The sequence below is a fragment of the sulfur-oxidizing endosymbiont of Gigantopelta aegis genome (assembly GCF_016097415.1).
Taxonomy (GTDB): Bacteria; Pseudomonadota; Gammaproteobacteria; order GRL18; family GRL18; genus GRL18.
Map to the genome: position 1 here is coordinate 4,030,241 of NZ_JAEHGE010000001.1, position 21,460 is coordinate 4,051,700.

A 21,460-nucleotide genomic window follows, 5' to 3' on the forward strand; every position below is an offset into this window, starting at 1 on the left:
TTAAAGTTGTGGGTGTGCCCGTTCATCTACTTGAAAAAGCTTATTCAGTGCATTGATATAGGCTTTTGCAGAGGCTATAACGATATCGGTGTCAGCACCCTGACCATTAACAACACGCTCTTGTTTTTCTAAACGAACGGTAACATCTCCTTGCGCATCAGTACCACTGGTAATATTATTTACCGAGTATAATTTTAGTTCAGCCTGACTATTGATGATCCCCTCAATTGCCTTAAAGGCTGCATCTACAGGACCGCCACCTTCCGCACTGGCCGTTTCTTCTTTGCCATTGACGTTTAATATTAAACTGGCCTGTGGTGTTTCTCCGGTTTCAGAGCAGACTTTTAAGGAAACCAGTTTCACCACGTCATCCATATCGGCAGCCGATGTCTCAGAAACGAGTGCCTGTAAGTCATCATCAAAAATTTCATGTTTTTTATCAGCCAGTTCTTTGAAACGAGCAAAAGCGTTATTAAGACTTTCTTCTGACTCAAACTCTATACCGAGGTCTTTTAAACGACTTTTCAGCGCGTTTCGACCTGAATGCTTACCCAACACAATTTGATTCTTAGCCCATCCCACATCTTCAGCACGCATAATTTCATAAGTTTCACGATTTTTCAGCACACCATCCTGATGAATACCTGATTCATGGGCAAAAGCATTCGCTCCCACAATGGCTTTATTAGGCTGTACTGGAAAACCAGTGATTCCGGCAACCAATCGTGATGCGGGAATAATTTGCGTGGTATCCAATGTCGTATCACATTGAAATACATCCTGACGCGTACGAATAGCCATAACCACTTCTTCAAGTGAAGCATTACCCGCACGTTCGCCCAAACCATTTATGGTACATTCAACTTGTCGCGCACCATTCATTACTGCCGCCAATGAATTAGCCACCGCAAGACCTAAATCATTATGACAATGTACGGAAAAGATCGCTTTATCTGAATTGGGAATTTTTTCCAGCAAGTTCTTTAATAATGCCCCAAACTGCTGAGGTATATTATAGCCTACGGTATCCGGGATATTAATGGTTGTTGCACCAGCATCAATGACTGATTCAATAACGCGACATAAAAAATCAAGTTCTGAACGCCCAGCATCTTCTGGTGAAAATTCAACATTGTCTGTGTGTTGACGTGCTCGCTTAACCGCTGCAACTGCCTGTTCTACCACTTGATCAGGTGTCATACGCAATTTCTTCTCCATATGAATAGGAGAAGTCGCTATAAAGGTATGAATACGTGATGAATTAGCGCCTTTTAGGGCTTCACCCGCACGGTCAATATCTTTATCTAAGGCGCGGGATAAAGCACAAACTGTACTGTCTTTAATGGTGTCAGCTACCGCTTTGACCGCTTCAAAATCACCGGGACTGGCCACAGGAAATCCTGCTTCGATCACATCGACCTTCATACGCTCTAATACTTTAGCGATGCGGACTTTTTCATCCTTGTTCATGGAAGCACCAGGACTCTGCTCACCATCACGTAAGGTGGTATCAAAAATTATTAATTTATCGCTCATTTAATAGCTCTCCAGTCGGGCACTATTTAAGTTTTCTAAATTTACGTATGATGTAGCCCAATAAACCTGAAAAGGTATATAAGGCAAAAATACTGAATAAAATTAACGGGGGTTGATAAACAATGGAGACAAAAATCAACACCATAATCAGAATCGAAACAAAGGGGACCTTATTCTTCAAATCAAGATCTTTAAAGCTTCGGTACTTCACTGTACTAACCATTAGCAAGCCAGCCCCTACGGTAAATAATAGCACCAGATAACTCAAACTTTCTCCGCTGATACCATTTTCTGAACATAACCATACAAAGCCCACTAAAAAGCCTGCGGCAGCGGGACTGGCAAGCCCTTGAAAATAACGCTTGTCAGCATGCCCGACCTGAGTATTAAAACGTGCTAAGCGTAATGCCGCACCTACCACATAAATAAATGAGGCAATCCAGCCAATTTTACCTAATGTTGATAGAGACCAGGTATACATAATGAGTGCTGGAGCAATACCAAATGAAATCATATCCGATAGACTATCGTATTCAGCACCAAAGTCACTCTGAGTATTGGTCATCCGGGCAACACGACCATCAAGGCCATCGAGGATCATAGCGATAAAAATAGCTAAGGCTGCACCTTCAAATTGACCGTTCATGGCCGCAATGACGGCATAAAAACCGGCAAATAGAGCGCCTGTGGTTAAAGAGTTTGGCAGTAAATAAATGCCTCGTCGTTTAGCAGATTTTTGATCTTTCTGCTCAAATTCTTCAATCGCCTTATCTGGCTGATTATCAATTTTAGCGTCATTATTGTCGTCGTTTGAAGTATTATTATCCATATTTTTCTTTTTTTGTTTATTGATATATCCACGATGCTTGAATATAACTAGATTGGTCTATTATTGGGACTGACCAAATAAGCCTATTTATCTTTACACTTGTAGGATGTGCTGTGTGCAACGATCCACATCAAAAACGTTTGTTTAAAGCCATTGATGCGGTTCGTTCCTCACCACATCCTACATTTGAAGTGTAAAGCAGGTTGATCGGTACCCTATTATCCACAAAAATCCCCTTCCAAGCGAATAAAAGACACAAAAAAGCCTGCTAAAAGCAGGCTTTTTTTATAAATGACCCAAAAGTCACCGATGCAGCAAGGACAAATTAGTTCTTGTCTTTGTCAACGAGTGCATTTTCAGTGATCCAAGGCATCATTTCACGTAATTTAGCACCGGTTTGCTCAATGGGATGAGCCGCATTGTTACGACGCCATGCCGTCATTTCAGGATAGTTGGTCTGACCTTCCATTATGAAACGCTTAGCATAATTACCATTTTGGATGTTATCTAAGGCTTCTTTCATCGCTTTACGGCTTTCGTCATTGATAACTTTGTTACCAGTCACATATTCGCCATACTCAGCATTGTTTGAAATTGAATAGTTCATGTTAGCGATACCGCCTTCATACATCAAATCAACAATCAGTTTTAATTCGTGCAAACACTCGAAATAAGCCATCTCAGGCGCATAACCCGCTTCGGTCAGTGTTTCAAAACCGGCTTTAACTAATTCAACAGCACCACCACATAAGACTGCTTGCTCACCAAATAAATCAGTTTCTGTTTCATCTTTAAACGAAGTTTCAATGATACCAGTACGACCACCACCAACACCTGAAGCATAAGAAAGTGCGACATTTTTAGCATTACCAGAAGCATCCTGGAAGATAGCAATCAAATCAGGAATACCACCGCCCTTAACAAACTCAGAACGCACTGTGTGACCAGGTGCTTTTGGCGCAATCATGATAACATCTAAATCAGCACGAGGAACAACCTGGTTATAATGGATACTGAAACCATGAGCAAATGCTAAAGTAGCACCTTGCTTGATATTAGGTTCAATTTCTTCTTTATATAATTGAGACTGAAACTCATCAGGCGTTAAAATCATGACAACATCAGCCTCTTTAACCGCATCAGCGGTGTTTTTTACAGTCAGGCCTGACGCTTCTGCTTTAGCGGCAGAAGAAGAACCAGCACGTAATGCAACAGTTACGTCAACACCCGAGTCTTTCAGATTGTTAGCGTGTGCGTTACCCTGAGAACCATAACCAACGATGGTGACTTTCATGCCTTTGATGATGGAAAGATCGCAATCTTTATCATAATATATGTTCATTAATCCAAACCTTCTGTTTATGTTTTAAGTTATATGTTTTTTTACGTTTATATGTGCAGAGCTGAGCTACCGCGAGCAATACCCATGACACCGGAACGAACCGTTTCTAAAATTGATTCACAGTCAAAGGCAGCAATAAATGCATTGAGTTTATCAGTTGTGCCGGTCAATTCTACGGTGTAGATTTCTTCTGTGACATCAATGATATTACCGCGAAAAATATTGCTTAAGCGCATAATTTCATCTCTGGAAGCAGCAGGGGCTTTAATTTTTATCAACATCATTTCACGTTCAATATGCTGAACGCCAGCCACGTTCAAATCATTGAGTTTAACTACGTCCACTAACTTATTAAGTTGCTTGGTGATTTGCTCAATAATTTCGGCTGAACCCGTCGTAACTAAAGTCATTCTGGACAGTGAAGCATCTTCTGTAGGTGCAACAGTCAATGACTCAATATTGTAGGCACGAGCAGAAAACAGCCCTGCGACTCTAGACAAAGCACCCGCTTCGTTTTCCATTAAGATTGATATAATATGACGCATTTTATAACTCTTTAAATATATTCAAATAATTGCTTAGACAACGACTTGTAACAGCCGTGTGTAAAAGCAGTCGCTATTAAACCAGTTCGCTATCAGGCGCAAGTTCCATTTCATGATGACCTTTGCCATTGGCAATCATCGGATAAACATTTTCTTCTCGATTGGTTATGAAATCAATAAAGACCAGTTTATCTGTCATGGCAAAAGCTTCTTTTAACGCATCTTCAACATCGCTGGTTTGTTCAACTTTCATACCAACATGACCATAGCTTTCAGCTAGCTTAACAAAATCTGGAATGGAATCCATATACGACATCGCATAGCGACCTTCATAGAAGAATTCCTGCCATTGTCGAACCATACCGAGATAGCGATTATTCAGATTAATGATTTTAATTGGCAATTGGTATTGCATGCACGTCGCCAGTTCCTGAATATTCATCTGAATACTGCCTTCGCCGGTTACACAGGCAACGGTCTTGTCCAGATGTGCTAATTGTACGCCCATCGCAGCAGGTAAGCCAAAGCCCATCGTGCCTAGGCCACCGGAGTTAATCCAACGCCTCGGTTCATCAAAACCATAGTATTGAGCAGCAAACATTTGATGCTGACCCACATCAGAAGTAACAAAGGCATCACCCTTGGTTACTTCATGCAATTTTTCAATGACATATTGTGGTTTGATCGTCTTGGTTTTTTTATTGTAACGCAGGCAATTTTTCTTGCGCCATTGCTTAATCTGCTTCCACCAGCCCTTAATATCAGGTGTGGTATTAGCATCTGCATCTTTACTTTCCATGTCTTTAAGGATTTCTAACATGGAGGTCAATACATCGTCAACGTCACCCACAATAGGGATATCAATCTTAACGGTCTTTGAAATAGAGGCCGGATCAATATCAATGTGAATGATCTTAGCGGTGGGACAGAATTTTTCTAAATGTCCCGTGACCCGATCATCAAAGCGAGCGCCGACAGCAATTAAAACATCGGTATCATGCATCGCCATATTGGCTTCATAAGTACCGTGCATACCGAGCATGCCTAAATACAATTCATCGGTACTGGGGTAGGAACCCAGCCCCATTAAAGTATTGGTAATAGGAAAACCTAAGCGCCGTACTAAGGAGCGTAGCGATGAAGAGGCATTACTCAAAACAACGCCACCACCAGTATAAAATATCGGTTGCTTAGCTTGCAGCATTAAATCCAGTGCTTTTTTAATCTGCACAGGATGTCCCTTGGTCACGGGATTATATGAGCGCATTTCTACCGACGGTAAAAAAGTATAAGGTATTTTGATATTCGGATCAGTAATATCCTTTGGAATATCAACAACTACAGGGCCTGGGCGCCCCGTTGTTGCTACATAAAATGCTTTTTTCAGTGTTTCGGCCAAATCTTTGACATCTTTCACCAGAAAGTTATGTTTCACACAAGGACGCGAGATGCCCACTGAGTCAACTTCCTGAAAGGCATCACTACCAATCACGCCCGTAGGCACCTGTCCGGTAAGAACCACTAATGGAATTGAATCAAGATAGGCAGTAGCAATACCTGTCACGGCATTGGTCATGCCAGGGCCAGAGGTCACTAATGCGACACCCGGCTTGCCCGTAGAACGCGCATAGCCGTCTGCCGCATGAGTCGCCGCCTGTTCATGACGCACTAGAATGTGTTTGACTTTTTCTGCACGCAATAAGGCATCATAAATATGCAACACTGCCCCGCCTGGATATCCAAACAGGTATTCAACACCCTCATCTTCGAGGAATTGTGCAATAATTTCAGCACCTGATAATTCCACTATTTAACTCCCGTATAAGCTTATATTTAATAGTGTAAAACAGTAGTAACAAAGCATTGTAGTTAATAAGCTGATTCTGGATCAGTTATTATCACACCTCTTATTTATACACTACTGTTTAAATTTGTTTGTTTTGAAAACTCTTTCATGCAAATAATCTAATATTATATCGTGTCTTAACAAGGGTTTCAGCAAAAAAATGACACTTGTTGAGTTAATTTTGTAAAAAAAGCATTTAAATAGCTATAAAATTGTTTTTTGATAAAGTATTAGATGAAACTGAATAAAAATTTGGGAAAAAGAGGCAGAACGAAGTGAAGTAGAATAGAGAGACTCTTAGCGTATTTTTCTGGCATGAACCAGAAAAACGCCCTAAGAGAAAACAGTTAAAACTTATAGCTTATCTGCTTCTTCTGCTAAGTACTCAGCAACACCTTCAGTAGTTGCTTTCATACCAGTATCACCTTTGTTCCAACCGGCTGGACAAACTTCACCATGCTCTTCAGTAAACTGTAGGGCATCGATCATACGTAACATTTCATCAATATTACGACCCAGAGGTAAGTCGTTCACAACCTGGTGACGAACATTGCCAACCTTATCAATCAGGAATGAACCACGAAAAGCAACAGCCGCTTCAGGATGTTCAACATCATAAGCCTGACAGATTGAGTGATCAATATCAGCAACTAATGGATATTTTACTTCGCCGATTCCGCCATTGTTGATAGCTGTACTTCTCCACGCTTTGTGAGTGAAGTGAGAATCAATTGAACAACCAATGACTTCAACACCACGGCTAGTGAATTCTTCAATACGGTGATCAAAAGCAATTAGCTCTGATGGACATACGAAAGTGAAATCCAGTGGGTAAAAGAATAAAACTGCATATTTACCTTTAATGTGATCAGCAAAATTGAAACTTTCGTTAATTTCGCCATCTGCCATAACACAGTTAGCAGTAAAATCAGGTGCAGCTCTACCGACTAGTACGCTCATTATTTAATTCTCCTTAAGGCTTGGTCAAATTATTATTTTTTAACCAATAGATGGGTTAGTAATTCTTTAATAAGTCCACTTGCGCTTAATTCAAGAGCAAAATGGATTTTTATTTTTTATGGTAATAATCATTTAAAACTTAATCTTAATAACCAAGTAATTTAGTGGGTTATCTTATAGCGCCTGATAGCTTAAAGCAAGCCCATTAAGATTTTAATTTTGCAAAGGCATTTGCCATGGCATTATTGGCTGGTGCTGCCTGCTTGGCTTTTTGCATGCTACGTTTATTAACTACGCTATTTGGCTTTTGACCCTGAGAGTCATTGGCATTTTTACGCGGTGTTTCCACTTTTTCTTGCAAACGCATCGTCAGTGCAATTCGGTTACGTTTCAGGTCAACTTCAACGACTTTGGCCTTCACCACATCACCCGCCTTAACCACTTCACGCGGATCTTTGACAAATTTATCCGCTAATTGCGAGATATGTACCAAGCCATCCTGGTGCACGCCAATATCGACAAAGGCACCAAAATTGGTCACATTCGTCACCACGCCTTCTAGAATCATACCGGCTTGGAGATCTTTGGGCTCTTCAACGCCCTCTTTAAATTCTGCAGTTTTAAACTCAGGGCGCGGATCGCGACCAGGCTTTTCTAATTCTTTGAGAATGTCTCTGATTGTGGGCTCACCAAATTGCTCATCAGTAAATTCTGCTGGATTTAAGGATTTTAGAAAATTGGCATCACCAATTAACTGACGAATATCACAATTTTTCAATCTGAGTATTTTTTCTACTAAGGGATAGGCTTCTGGGTGAACCGCTGAGCTATCAAGAGGGTTATCACCATTCATGACCCGTAAAAAGCCCGCCGATTGTTCAAATGCTTTATCCCCTAGACGTGCAACTTTGAGTAATTCTTTGCGGTTTTTAAACGCGCCATTTTGTTCTCGATAAGAAACAATATTAGCCGCCATGGTACGACTCAATCCCGAAACCTGGGTCAACAAAGGCACTGAGGCCGTATTCAAGTCAACACCGACACCGTTGACACAATCTTCAACAATATTTTCTAGTTTACGGGTGAGTTGGGTTTGACTGACATCATGTTGATATTGTCCCACACCAATTGATTTAGGATCAATTTTAACGAGTTCGGCCAAGGGATCTTGTAAGCGTCGGGCAATGGATACTGCACCACGAATCGACACATCCAGATCGGGGAATTCATTAGAGGCCAATTCAGAGGCTGAATAAACCGATGCACCGGCTTCTGAAACGACAATTTTATTCATTCTCAAATCAGGGTATTGTTTGATGAGATCAGCGGCCAATTTATCCGTCTCTCTTGAAGCAGTGCCATTACCGATACTGATTAAGCTTGCCTGATGTTTTTTTGCCAACGCCGCTAAAATATGAATCGATTGATCCCATTGTCTTTTCGGGGCATGGGGATAAATAGTCGCATGATCCAAGTATTTGCCTGTTTCATCAACCACCACAACTTTAACCCCTGTCCGTAAACCGGGATCAAGACCAATAGTGACTTTTTGTCCGGCAGGTGCTGCTAATAGTAAGTCATTTAGATTTTTACCAAACACATCAATAGCCGCTTCATCGGCGCGTTCCCGCAAGCGCTTGATTAGATCCATATCCAATGAGGTTTTAATCTTAATACGCCAGGTCCATTTCACGGTTTCTTGCAACCATTTGTCCGCAGCTCTCCCCTGATCTTCAATACCAAAATGATGTGCTATTTTTCGTTCCATCAGTGACAATTGACCTGCCTCTACTGGCTGTTCTTCAACATCAGTATTAATAGTCAAAAAGCCTTCTTTTCTACCACGAAACAAAGCCAGAATACGATGCGAAGGCATTTCTTCTAATTTTTCTGTACTATCAAAATAATCTGAAAACTTATTCCCTGCTTCTTCCTGTCCTTCGACAACTTTGGAGGTCATCTGCCCCGCTTCCCATAAATGTTCACGCAGATTACCCACGAGTTCTGGATCTTCGGCAAAACGTTCCATAAGAATTTGCTTAGCGCCATCTAATGCATCTTTAGCCGTTGCTATAGCATTCTCATCTTTACTGGTGACAAAGTCTTCAGCCAGTGCTTCAGGTATTATTGTCGGGTCGTCTAATAAGCTATCCGCTAAAGGCTCAAGGCCAGCTTCACGCGCCAGTTGCGCCTTGGTGCGACGCTTCACTTTATAAGGTTTATATAAATCTTCCAGGCGTGTCTTGGTTTCAGCATCAAGTAGAGACGTTTCCAGAATAGACGTTAATTTACCCTGTTCTTTAATGGTTTTTAAAATCACCTCACGACGCTCATCAAGCTCTCGAAGATAATCCAAACGTTCATCCAGAAGGCGTAGCTGTATATCATCTAGCCCACCAGTGACTTCCTTGCGATAACGCGCCACAAAGGGGACGGTATCACCACCGTCTAATAAAGTGATTGTGGCTTCAATCTGTGACACATTGACGTTCAGTTCTTCTGCTATTCTTAAAGCGATTGGTTTTATAGCAAGCGGGTTCTTATCAGGGGTGGGCATTTGACGTTATATTCCATTGACGATTGTATTTAAACCTAAAATAATCAGTTGAACCAACTGATTATTTTAGGTTTAAAAGAGTATTTGCAAAATTGATTTAAAATATGAGTCAGGAATGATAGTGCAGAATAAAAAAAAAGGCTATTTCTTTTTAATAGAAATAGCCTTTTTTAACAGCAGTCATTGGGCAAAAAATTAATATAAGGCAAGATACACTGCAAAGGCTGATAAAATACCAATACCAGAAGCGATTATAGTGCCATAGGTAATACGCTTGGCCATTTTTTTGTTCGATTCATTAATCGCATCAGTCACCATCATCATGGATTCATGTGCTACCATACTGGCAGTTTCTTTCGCCGCATCAATAGCCTTAGACGTTGAAGACAGTCTTGCCACACTCTTAATTTCTTCTAAAGTTTCTGAGTCAATCTTAGAAATATTGTTCTTACCAACGCCATCTAACTTAGATGCCAATTCTGCCATGGACTCCTCAATATGATTAGAGATCTTATTGGAAAAAGAATTTATGCGTATATCGAAAACTTTCTCAGAAATTGTTTCCGCCTTAGTTTCATCACATAATTGCAGTTCCTGACGGAATTTTGATAATTGCTGTGCTGTGGTGCCAATCACCTGATAACGTACCGCTGCAGCAACAGCCGCTTCGGCTGTTTTTCTGACCATTTTTTCAATGTCTTCAGCAGAAATTTGATGCGCATCATTGGAAGCAACCTGACCTAATGGGATGTCAGGTAGATCATTCAACTTACGTACTACGGCATTGAGGTTATCGGGCGAGGCAGGCTTGGGTAAAATATCGAGTACACCATGTGAAATTACATTTTTTTCATATTCTTCACTGTCCTGAGAGGTATACATCACCACAGGAATAACAGCCGTTTGAGGATTTGTTTTAATTTTTTCGACGGTTTCAAGGCCATTGAGGCCAGGCATCATGTGATCCATAAAAATGGCATCAGGCTGATTGCTTTTTAGATAATCCAGTGCTTCTTCACCCGATTCAGCTAAGTCAGCGGTCAAATTAATTTTGCCCAGCATTTTTCTCAGCATAAATCGCGCTGATTTGGAATCATCTACCACAAGTACGTGTTTTACAGTCATACCCATTACCCTATGTTAACCTCTAAAAAAAACAAAATTGACAACCAATGAGCTGTCGAATCAAAAACGTATTCACGTCAAAAAAATTAAAAGAAAATAAAGTCTTAGATAAGCTTCTTGTAACTTCTCAATAAGTCTGTGCAAAACTTGAAATAAAAACAAAAAAAGTCTTGACAGCATTTTAGAGGACAAAAATTGCATTTTCACTGCCCCATGTAATTTATCCCTATAAATGATCCTGTCGATCTGTCTCAGATCGAAATAGAATATTTTTGAATATTATCTTAACTGAGAGGGAGTTTGATCAACACAGGGCAAACTAAAGAGCCTTAAAAAGCCATGATACAATTGTTTTATTGAAAACAACCTGTATTGATTATAGTGAAAAAATTACCTCCAATTCCAGAGATACCTGAAGAAGAAAAGACACCGGTAGTCCGATTACTCCTTGCTTTCATGGAGCAACAACAGGAAATCATTCAAAACCAACAGGTTGAAATCGATGCCCTTAAAACAGAAGTTGCTAAGCTTAAAAAGCTACCTCCAAAGCCTAAAATAAGAGCCAGTAAATTGCCAAAGGATGATGACAATGATAATCCGACAGGTCATTCAGGAAGCAAGAAAAACAACTCAGGAAATGGGACTAGTAAAAGTCGTAAACGAAAGAAGAAATTGGCTATTCATAAAACCACCGTTATCAAACCAGATAACCTGCCAGAACATTCACGTTTTTTAGGGTATCAGGATTATTTTGTTCAGGAGCTGCTGATTAAGCCTTTCAATACTCGTTATCGATTGGCTCGCTATAAAACACCCGATGGTGATACCTGTATAGGAAAATTGAGCTTTGATACACATATAGGACATTTTGGCCATACATTACAGAGTTATATCGTTTATCAATATTATCACCAGAGAGTGACTCAGCCATTGATAATACAACAATTAACAGAATTAGGTTTTGATATTTCAACGGGTCAGATCAATGAGATTTTAATCCATGACAAAGACCATTTTCATACTGAAAAAAATACATTGCTAACTGCCGGTATCAACAATAGTACTTATATCCATGTTGATGATACGGGTAGTCGTCATGATGGAAAGAATGGTTATTGTACTCACGTTGGCAATGAAACCTTTGCCTGGTTTTCAAGTACTCGATATAAGACCGGATTAATTTTCTACAATTGTTACGAGGTGCTGCTGTTGATTATACGCTCAACGATGCAGCACTTGATTATATGAGAGCAGAAAAATTACCTCACAAGCCATTGAGCGTTATTGAACAAAGTCATCAGACTTGCTTAATGTGGCTATACTTAACCGGACACACAACTTAAAATAACTAAAAGATAAAAAGTGTGACCTAAAATGAATGATCAAACAAAAAAACCGAATAAAAGCTATACATCAGAATTTAAAGAATCAGCTGTCAAATTAGCTAATGAGACGGATCAACCTGTTTCTCAGACTGCCAGGGAGCTAGGTGTTAATGTAAATACTCTACATACCTGGATCAGTAAATATTCCAAACCGGTGAAGACGGTAGCCAATAGAAGTGATGAACACATTTATGATGAAGTAAAACGTCTGAAAAAAAAAGAATTGGCAAAAGTGATTCAGGAGCGTGATTTATTAAAAAGGCCACAGCGTACTTTGCAAGGGAAACTTTGTGAAGTACGCATGGATAACTGATCAGGCTAAAGATTACCCGGTAACGATTCTGTGCCGTTTTATGGATGTTTCCCGTAGTTGCTATTATGATTGGGTTAGCTCTCCTAAAACGGATAGAGAGAAAGAAAATGAAGCGCTTACTGAGCAGCTAAAAAACTGTTTGAAGACAGTCGCAAGACTTATGGAACCCGTCGTCTTAAAAGAAAAAACTGGCTGAAAAAGGCGTTCATATAAGCCGCCGGAGAATTGGTCGATTAATGAAAAAAGCCGGTTTGTTTTGTAAAACGAAGAGACGCTTTAAAGCGACGACTAATTCCAAGCATAATAAGCGTATATCTCCAAATTTACTGGAAAGAGAGTTTACTGTCTCTCAACCTGATCGCTACTATGTGGGTGATATTACCTATATTGCCACCAAGGAAGGCTGGTTATATTTAGCGGTTGTCATTGACTTATTCTCTAGGCAAATTGTTGGCTGGTCGATGGATGAGCGAATGAAAGCCAAGCTAGTCAATGATGCTTTACTGATGGCCATATGGAAGCGTAAACCAATGGATGGATTGCTTTGGCATACTGACCGAGGTAGCCAATATGCCTCTGATAGTCATAGAAAAATATTGTCGGATCATAACATAATTCAGTCTATGAGCCGCAAAGGAAATTGCTGGGACAATGCTGTATCAGAGAGCTTCTTTCATAGTTTGAAAACTGAATTGACGCACCATTGTCGATTCAAAACCAGAGTAGAAGCAAAGCAGGCAATATTTGAATATATTGAGGTATTTTATAATCGGGAGCGACTTCATTCGGCTAATGATTATTTGTCACCAGTCGATTATGAAATACAGCAGGAAATAGCTTAAATCGATTGATTGAAGAGGGGTAAAAGGCGACATAAATGCCGCCCATTACCGTTGACGGCCATCGGCTCCTCAGCCTGTGCCGTGAAGATATTGTAACAGGATCATTACCGTTGTGAAAATACCTTGGGTGAATGGAGGCTCTATCGTTCCAGAGGGCAAAGCCCTTTCTCTTCATCTGTTTAAAGTTAACATGAGAAACTAAAATGATAGGAAATACAAAATGACAAAAATCACTTGAAACAGCCAAAAAAATATTTAGAAAACTGTCCGGAAAAGTGTTGACACATCATGCTTTGATAATGAAGAAGCCTGGAAATACTATCTGCAGAACAATAGTATCATAACACAACGGCATGTTCGCATTGCCACAGAAGGCGCTTTACTGGGGGCATTAATTAACAGTGGCTTTCCAAGTGATTTGGTGATTGTGAGTGATGATGCAGGACAATTTGATATTTTGTTGCACGCATTATGTTGGATACATGCAGACAGAGTGTTTCAGCGGATACTACCACTCAATGAGCGACATGATAAAGAACTGAACTGGGTACATACTCAGATTTGGGAACTATTTTATGATCTCAAACAATATAAACTTGAGCCAGATGATCCGTTGAAGTCAGCGATTGCTGAACATTTTGATGAATTGTGCCGGACTAAAACAAGCTTTGAAACGTTGAATCAGGCACTGAAACGATTGGCAAGAAATAAAACAGAATTACTGCTGGTATTGGAACGGCCTGATATTCCTCTTCATAATAATTTGAGTGAAAATGATATTCGAGAATATGTTATTAAGCGTAAAATTAGTGGTAGTACACGCTCAAAGGATGGGCAACTTTGCAGAGATACCTTTGTCAGTTTAAAGAAAACTTGTTTGAAACAAGGAATTTCATTCTGGGATTTTATTAATGACCGGATCAGCAAGAGAAATTTGATCCCATATCTGCCTGAGTTGCTGAAAGGTAAAGTTTGTGCTGTTTAAATGCACAGACTTATTGAGAAGTTACAGCTTCTTTAGATTCTGATTCTGTACAAATTGTTATTATTAATCTTAGTAAATATATTAAAAAATACAATAATTAGCAAAATTTATCCACTCTGAACCGATGAAAGGTGGCTCATTCAGGATAACATCTTAATAAATCAAGAGAGAAATTGGTAACTTCTCAATAAGTCTGTGCAAAACTTGAAATAAAAACAAAAAAAGTCTTGACAGCATTTTAGAGGACAAAAATTGCATTTTCACTGCCCCATGTAATTTATCCCTATAAATGATCCTGTCGATCTGTCTCAGATCGAAATAGAATATTTTTGAATATTATCTTAACTGAGAGGGAGTTTGATCAACACAGGGCAAACTAAAGAGCCTTAAAAAGCCATGATACAATTGTTTTATTGAAAACAACCTGTATTGATTATAGTGAAAAAATTACCTCCAATTCCAGAGATACCTGAAGAAGAAAAGACACCGGTAGTCCGATTACTCCTTGCTTTCATGGAGCAACAACAGGAAATCATTCAAAACCAACAGGTTGAAATCGATGCCCTTAAAACAGAAGTTGCTAAGCTTAAAAAGCTACCTCCAAAGCCTAAAATAAGAGCCAGTAAATTGCCAAAGGATGATGACAATGATAATCCGACAGGTCATTCAGGAAGCAAGAAAAACAACTCAGGAAATGGGACTAGTAAAAGTCGTAAACGAAAGAAGAAATTGGCTATTCATAAAACCACCGTTATCAAACCAGATAACCTGCCAGAACATTCACGTTTTTTAGGGTATCAGGATTATTTTGTTCAGGAGCTGCTGATTAAGCCTTTCAATACTCGTTATCGATTGGCTCGCTATAAAACACCCGATGGTGATACCTGTATAGGAAAATTGAGCTTTGATACACATATAGGACATTTTGGCCATACATTACAGAGTTATATCGTTTATCAATATTATCACCAGAGAGTGACTCAGCCATTGATAATACAACAATTAACAGAATTAGGTTTTGATATTTCAACGGGTCAGATCAATGAGATTTTAATCCATGACAAAGACCATTTTCATACTGAAAAAATACATTGCTAACTGCCGGTATCAACAATAGTACTTATATCCATGTTGATGATACGGGTAGTCTAATGTGGCTTCAAACAAAAAAACCGAATAAAAGCTATACATCAGAATTTAAAGAATCAGCTGTCAAATTAGCTAATGAGACGGATCAACCCGTTTCTCAGACTGCCAGGGAGCTAGGTGTTAATGTAAATACTCTACATACCTGGATCAGTAAATATTCCAAACCGGTGAAGACGGTAGCCAATAGAAGTGATGAACACATTTATGATGAAGTAAAACGTCTGAAAAAAGAATTGGCAAAAGTGATTCAGGAGCGTGATTTATTAAAAAGGCCACAGCGTACTTTGCAAGGGAAACTTTGTGAAGTACGCATGGATAACTGATCAGGCTAAAGATTACCCGGTAACGATTCTGTGCCGTTTTATGGATGTTTCCCGTAGTTGCTATTATGATTGGGTTAGCTCTCCTAAAACGGATAGAGAGAAAGAAAATGAAGCGCTTACTGAGCAGCTAAAAAAACTGTTTGAAGACAGTCGCAAGACTTATGGAACCCGTCGTCTTAAAAGAAAACTGGCTGAAAAAGGCGTTCATATAAGCCGCCGGAGAATTGGTCGATTAATGAAAAAAGCCGGTTTGTTTTGTAAAACGAAGAGACGCTTTAAAGCGACGACTAATTCCAAGCATAATAAGCGTATATCTCCAAATTTACTGGAAAGAGAGTTTACTGTCTCTCAACCTGATCGCTACTATGTGGGTGATATTACCTATATTGCCACCAAGGAAGGCTGGTTATATTTAGCGGTTGTCATTGACTTATTCTCTAGGCAAATTGTTGGCTGGTCGATGGATGAGCGAATGAAAGCCAAGCTAGTCAATGATGCTTTACTGATGGCCATATGGAAGCGTAAACCAATGGATGGATTGCTTTGGCATACTGACCGAGGTAGCCAATATGCCTCTGATAGTCATAGAAAAATATTGTCGGATCATAACATAATTCAGTCTATGAGCCGCAAAGGAAATTGCTGGGACAATGCTGTATCAGAGAGCTTCTTTCATAGTTTGAAAACTGAATTGACGCACCATTGTCGATTCAAAACCAGAGTAGAAGCAAAGCAGGCAATATTTGAATATATTGAGGTATTTTATAATCGGGAGCGACTTCATTCGGCTAATGATTATTTGTCACCAGTCGATTATGAAATACAGCAGGAAATAGCTTAAATCGATTGATTGAAGAGGGGTAAAAGGCGACATAAATGCCGCCCATTACCGTTGACGGCCATCGGCTCCTCAGCCTGTGCCGTGAAGATATTGTAACAGGATCATTACCGTTGTGAAAATACCTTGGGTGAATGGAACGGCTCTATCGTTCCAGAGGGCAAAGCCCTTTCTCTTCATCTGTTTAAAGTTAACATGAGAAACTAAAATGATAGGAAATACAAAATGACAAAAATCACTTGAAACAGCCAAAAAAATATTTAGAAAACTGTCCGGAAAAGTGTTGACACATCATGTTTCAGCGGATACTACCACTCAATGAGCGACATGATAAAGAACTGAACTGGGTACATACTCAGATTTGGGAACTATTTTATGATCTCAAACAATATAAACTTGAGCCAGATGATCCGTTGAAGTCAGCGATTGCTGAACATTTTGATGAATTGTGCCGGACTAAAACAAGCTTTGAAACGTTGAATCAGGCACTGAAACGATTGGCAAGAAATAAAACAGAATTACTGCTGGTATTGGAACGGCCTGATATTCCTCTTCATAATAATTTGAGTGAAAATGATATTCGAGAATATGTTATTAAGCGTAAAATTAGTGGTAGTACACGCTCAAAGGATGGGCAACTTTGCAGAGATACCTTTGTCAGTTTGATGTGTCAACACTTTTCCGGACAGTTTTCTAAATATTTTTTTGGCTGTTTCAAGTGATTTTTGTCATTTTGTATTTCCTATCATTTTAGTTTCTCATGTTAACTTTAAACAGATGAAGAGAAAGGGCTTTGCCCTCTGGAACGATAGAGCCGTTCCATTCACCCAAGGTATTTTCACAACGGTAATGATCCTGTTACAATATCTTCACGGCACAGGCTGAGGAGCCGATGGCCGTCAACGGTAATGGGCGGCATTTATGTCGCCTTTTACCCCTTCTTCAATCAATCGATTTAAGCTATTTCCTGCTGTATTTCATAATCGACTGGTGACAAATAATCATTAGCCGAATGAAGTCGCTCCCGATTATAAAATACCTCAATATATTCAAATATTGCCTGCTTTGCTTCTACTCTGGTTTTGAATCGACAATGGTGCGTCAATTCAGTTTTCAAACTATGAAAGAAGCTCTCTGATACAGCATTGTCCCAGCAATTTCCTTTGCGGCTCATAGACTGAATTATGTTATGATCCGACAATATTTTTCTATGACTATCAGAGGCATATTGGCTACCTCGGTCAGTATGCCAAAGCAATCCATCCATTGGTTTACGCTTCCATATGGCCATCAGTAAAGCATCATTGACTAGCTTGGCTTTCATTCGCTCATCCATCGACCAGCCAACAATTTGCCTGGTAGAATAAGTCAATGACAACCGCTAAATATAACCAGCCTTCCTTGGTGGCAATATAGGTAATATCACCCACATAGTAGCGATCAGGTTGAGAGACAGTAAACTCTCTTTCCAGTAAATTTGGAGATATACGCTTATTATGCTTGGAATTAGTCGTCGCTTTAAAGCGTCTCTTCGTTTTACAAAACAAACCGGCTTTTTTCATTAATCGACCAATTCTCCGGCGGCTTATATGAACGCCTTTTTTCAGCCAGTTTTCTTTTAAGACGACGGGTTCCATAAGTCTTGCGACTGTCTTCAAACAGTTTTTTAGCTGCTCAGTAAGCGCTTCATTTTCTTTCTCTCTATCCGTTTTAGGAGAGCTAACCCAATCATAATAGCAACTACGGAAACATCCATAAAACGGCACAGAATCGTTACCGGGTAATCTTTTAGCCTGATCAGTTATCCATGCGTACTTCACAAAGTTTCCTTGAAAGTACGCTGTGGCCTTTTTATAAATCACGCTCCTGAATCACTTTTGCCAATTCTTTTTTCAGACGTTTTACTTCATCATAAATGTGCCGTGATCACTTCTATTGGCTACCGTCTTCACCGGTTTGAATATTTACTGATCCAGGTATGTAGTGTTATGGAACGTGATGTATAGTATAGCTTTTATTCGGTTTTTTTGTTTGATCATTCATTTTAGGTCACACTTTTTATCTTTTAGTTATTTTAAGTTGTGTGTCCGGTTAAGTATAGCCACATTAGTTTAAAGAAAACTTGTTTGAAACAAGGAATTTCATTCTGGGATTTTATTAATGACCGGATCAGCAAGAGAAATTTGATCCCATATCTGCCTGAGTTGCTGAAAGGTAAAGTTTGTGCTGTTTAAATGCACAGACTTATTGAGAAGTTACAGAAATTGCTTCTATCTTATTGTTTTACATTAATTTTAACCTAATTAAAAGTATTTTTTAAATACGATGAAAAATAAGCTTATTATTCGGAAAGTCATGTTTTATAGCAATTATTCTCCTAACAGGGCAAAATCCCTCAATACATAGACAAATATAACCATGATACGTGGAAAATTTCGCTTAATAGCGTTTATTTTTACACATTTGATTAGATAAAAAACGAAAGACTACAAAGTGTGCTAACTGAAAAACTAAAAAAAACCATACAAGATGCTTATTCCAAAGTTCTGGAAAGCAAAGGAATAAAAGCCCGTTATGGACAACGGCTAATGATTGCGGATATTGCTCGAACCTTGGGCAATATTGATCAAGAGAATATTGATCAAGAGAATACCGAACAAACTAATATTTGCACGCTTGAAGCTGGGACAGGAACAGGCAAAACCATTGCTTATTTGGTTTCTGCCCTACCCATTGCCAAAGAAAACAAAAAGAAACTCATCATTTCTACCGCTACGATTGCCTTACAGGAACAAATACTGCTCAAAGATTTACCTGATATCCATCGCCATAGCGGTTTAAATTTTTCCTTTACCCTTGCCAAGGGACGCAAACGTTATGTTTGCCATTATAAATTAGAAAACTTCATCGCCCATCGGGATCAGCCTGAACTGGGGCTGGATATGCCCTCCAATGAAAGCCTGCTAAATAATAAAGATGATATGCAACTCTATGAAGCCTTACATCAGGCATGGAAGAAAAAACAATGGGATGGCGAAATCGACAGTTGGGATGATTTTATTGGTCAGAGTAGTTGGCTACCCCTAACATCCGACCAACACCAATGCAGTGGCAAGCGTTGCTCCTATTATAATGAATGTGTCTATTTCAAAGCCCGTGAATCCGTGTTTAAGGTCGATTGCATTATTGCCAATCATGATCTAGTGCTCAGTGACTTGAATATGGGTGGCGGCTATATTTTGCCACCGCCCAATGAATGCATTTACATTTTTGATGAGGGTCATCATTTACCGCTTAAAGCGATTAATCATTTCAGCTATTCATTTCATATCAATAGTAGTCTTAAATGGTTGGAGCAAGTCAACGCAACACTGAATAACTTTGCCTCATTGGCTAAGCCGCCAGCACAAATTCAACAAATCATTACAAATTTTCCTGAACTGGCCAAAGAGATAAGCACTGAGCTTAACCATCTGGATAGCATCACACGGCAATTCAAATTTCCTGAAAACCGATTCTCTGGGTCAAGCTCCTCAGCGCAAGCAGGCAATAATCAAAAGGAAATCTTACGATTTGAGTTCGGGCAAATTCCCGATATATTGAAAGAGCAATGTCAGCAGCTTTTAAAACAGTTTGATAAACTTTCTTCACAATTAATGCATATCAATAAAGTATTAAAGGACAGTCTGGAAGGCGAAATAACCGGTCTCAAAAGTGAAATAGCAGAACAATGGATGCCCGCACTAGCACCTATGGAGGGACGCGCCACAGCGGCCATGGATTTGTTCGAGTTTTTCACTAAGGCCGACAAACAAGGTATGCCCCCCAATGCTCGATGGTTACAAAAAAATGAAGCATCCTCTAACACCCGTAACGAACTGCTGGGCATAGAATTATCTTGTAGCCCTATTCTTGCTGCCAATACGCTGGAACAAATCCTCTGGTCACAATGTTATGGCGCGGTAGTCACCAGTGCGACAATAGCAGCACTGGGGAATTTTGATCGGTATATCTTAAACTCCGGTGTACCGGGTTTCTTTAATATCTTACCCAGCCCTTTTAATTATCAGGAAAATGTCGAATTTATTGTCCCTGCAATGCGTAGCGATGCGACTCAATATCAGGCACATACCGATGAGGTGGTTGAATTATTAACTCAGATCATCGATCCCAATAAGGGCACCTTGGTCTTATTTGCCTCCAAAAAACAAATGAGTGATGTGGAATACGAGTTATTGCGCAGTGATGACATCTGGAAAAAATTACTACTTACCCAGGGACAAAGAAATAAACAAGTGATTATCAATGATCACAAGAAACAAATTGACAAGGGTCATGGTAGCGTTATTCTTGGCCTCAATAGCTTTGCCGAAGGTATCGACCTCCCCGGGGAATATTGCGAACATGTTATCATAGCCAAACTCCCCTTTTCAGTTCCTAACAATCCCGTTGATGCTTCTTTAACCGAGTGGATTGAATCTCAAGGCCGCAATGCCTTTATGGAAATTGCTGTGCCTGATGCATCCATAAAACTAGTACAAGCCTGTGGTCGTTTGATCAGAAAAGAAACCGACTCAGGAAAAATCACCCTTTTGGACAAACGCGTAATCACAAAATTTTACGGTAAGAAAATTCTTAGTGCCCTGCCTCCTTATAAAATGCGCTTAAACGAAGTGATTGATTAAATGTATGGTAATGAAGTGTAAATATAATATGCGCTTGAAGTAAATCGCTCATTAAATTATCATCGAATAGACTATTTGCTCTTATTAGCAGTAATTATCCTAAAATAATCAGTTGAATCGTAGCGAGAGCGACTTAGGTTCTGAAGATTAAGGGTTTTACAGGTTATTTTGGCTTTATTCGTAGTCACCCTACGGGTGAA

General features: G+C 39.5%; 14 protein-coding genes and 2 pseudogenes. 7 read left to right on the top strand and 9 right to left on the bottom strand.

Annotation, left to right across the window (positions count from 1 at the left end; translation table 11 throughout):
- The 8 genes from JEU79_RS20990 to JEU79_RS21025 form a co-directional block, all read right to left on the bottom strand.
- Positions 1–1,536 carry a 2-isopropylmalate synthase gene (locus JEU79_RS20990; RefSeq protein WP_198265632.1) on the bottom strand — a complete coding sequence of 512 codons (1,536 nt, stop codon included), beginning with the start codon at positions 1,534–1,536 and terminating at the stop codon, positions 1–3.
- Positions 1,537–1,558: 22 nt separating this feature from the next.
- The gene (gene pssA, locus JEU79_RS20995) at positions 1,559–2,365 is read right to left on the bottom strand and encodes a CDP-diacylglycerol--serine O-phosphatidyltransferase (RefSeq protein ID WP_198265633.1); all 807 of its coding nucleotides are present in this window, start codon (positions 2,363–2,365) and stop codon (positions 1,559–1,561) included.
- 325 nt (positions 2,366–2,690) lie between these two features.
- Entirely contained in the window at positions 2,691–3,707 is a 1,017-nt protein-coding gene (ilvC, locus tag JEU79_RS21000) for a ketol-acid reductoisomerase (RefSeq protein ID WP_198265634.1), read from the bottom strand.
- 47 nt (positions 3,708–3,754) lie between these two features.
- Entirely contained in the window at positions 3,755–4,252 is a 498-nt protein-coding gene (ilvN, locus tag JEU79_RS21005; protein ID WP_198265635.1) for an acetolactate synthase small subunit, read from the bottom strand.
- Positions 4,253–4,328: 76 nt separating this feature from the next.
- Positions 4,329–6,059: an acetolactate synthase 3 large subunit gene (locus tag JEU79_RS21010; RefSeq protein WP_198265636.1), complete on the bottom strand. Its 1,731-nt coding sequence runs from the start codon at positions 6,057–6,059 to the stop codon at positions 4,329–4,331.
- A gap of 393 nt (positions 6,060–6,452) precedes the next feature.
- The gene (locus tag JEU79_RS21015; protein WP_198265637.1) at positions 6,453–7,058 is read right to left on the bottom strand and encodes a peroxiredoxin; all 606 of its coding nucleotides are present in this window, start codon (positions 7,056–7,058) and stop codon (positions 6,453–6,455) included.
- Between the two features lie 205 nt (positions 7,059–7,263).
- On the bottom strand, positions 7,264–9,585 hold the full coding sequence (locus tag JEU79_RS21020) for a Tex family protein (RefSeq protein WP_425511193.1): 2,322 nt from the start codon (positions 9,583–9,585) through the stop codon (positions 7,264–7,266).
- Between the two features lie 225 nt (positions 9,586–9,810).
- On the bottom strand, positions 9,811–10,740 hold the full coding sequence (locus JEU79_RS21025) for a response regulator (RefSeq protein ID WP_198265639.1): 930 nt from the start codon (positions 10,738–10,740) through the stop codon (positions 9,811–9,813).
- Between the two features lie 381 nt (positions 10,741–11,121).
- On the opposite strand from JEU79_RS21025, the gene JEU79_RS21030 reads away from it, so the two are divergent.
- The 6 genes and pseudogenes from JEU79_RS21030 to JEU79_RS21055 all read left to right on the top strand — a co-directional run bounded on the left by JEU79_RS21030 (position 11,122) and on the right by JEU79_RS21055 (position 17,297).
- Complete coding sequence (locus JEU79_RS21030; protein WP_198265640.1) at positions 11,122–11,988, top strand: transposase; 867 nt, start codon at positions 11,122–11,124, stop codon at positions 11,986–11,988.
- A 126-nt stretch (positions 11,989–12,114) separates the two neighbouring features.
- A pseudogene (locus tag JEU79_RS21035) lies at positions 12,115–13,280 on the top strand (IS3 family transposase).
- A gap of 427 nt (positions 13,281–13,707) precedes the next feature.
- On the top strand, positions 13,708–14,265 hold the full coding sequence (locus JEU79_RS21040) for an IS66 family transposase (RefSeq protein WP_198264499.1): 558 nt from the start codon (positions 13,708–13,710) through the stop codon (positions 14,263–14,265).
- A gap of 438 nt (positions 14,266–14,703) precedes the next feature.
- Positions 14,704–15,363, top strand: a complete 660-nt coding sequence (locus tag JEU79_RS21045; RefSeq protein WP_198265641.1) for a hypothetical protein — start codon at positions 14,704–14,706, stop codon at positions 15,361–15,363.
- A gap of 53 nt (positions 15,364–15,416) precedes the next feature.
- A protein-coding gene (locus JEU79_RS21050) for an IS3 family transposase (RefSeq protein WP_198266103.1) occupies positions 15,417–16,578 on the top strand; the annotation gives its coding sequence in 2 pieces (ribosomal slippage) (positions 15,417–15,682 and positions 15,681–16,578; 1,164 coding nt in all).
- A 290-nt stretch (positions 16,579–16,868) separates the two neighbouring features.
- Positions 16,869–17,297, top strand: coding sequence for an IS66 family transposase (locus JEU79_RS21055; RefSeq protein ID WP_198265642.1), 429 nt, complete (start codon positions 16,869–16,871; stop codon positions 17,295–17,297).
- Positions 17,298–17,530: 233 nt separating this feature from the next.
- Here JEU79_RS21055 and JEU79_RS28965 read toward each other — a convergent pair.
- A pseudogene (locus tag JEU79_RS28965) lies at positions 17,531–18,562 on the bottom strand (IS3 family transposase); the annotation flags it as partial.
- A gap of 508 nt (positions 18,563–19,070) precedes the next feature.
- Between JEU79_RS28965 and dinG the strand changes: the two are divergent.
- Positions 19,071–21,260 carry an ATP-dependent DNA helicase DinG gene (dinG, locus tag JEU79_RS21075; protein WP_198265646.1) on the top strand — a complete coding sequence of 730 codons (2,190 nt, stop codon included), beginning with the start codon at positions 19,071–19,073 and terminating at the stop codon, positions 21,258–21,260.
- Positions 21,261–21,460: the final 200 nt, after the last annotated feature.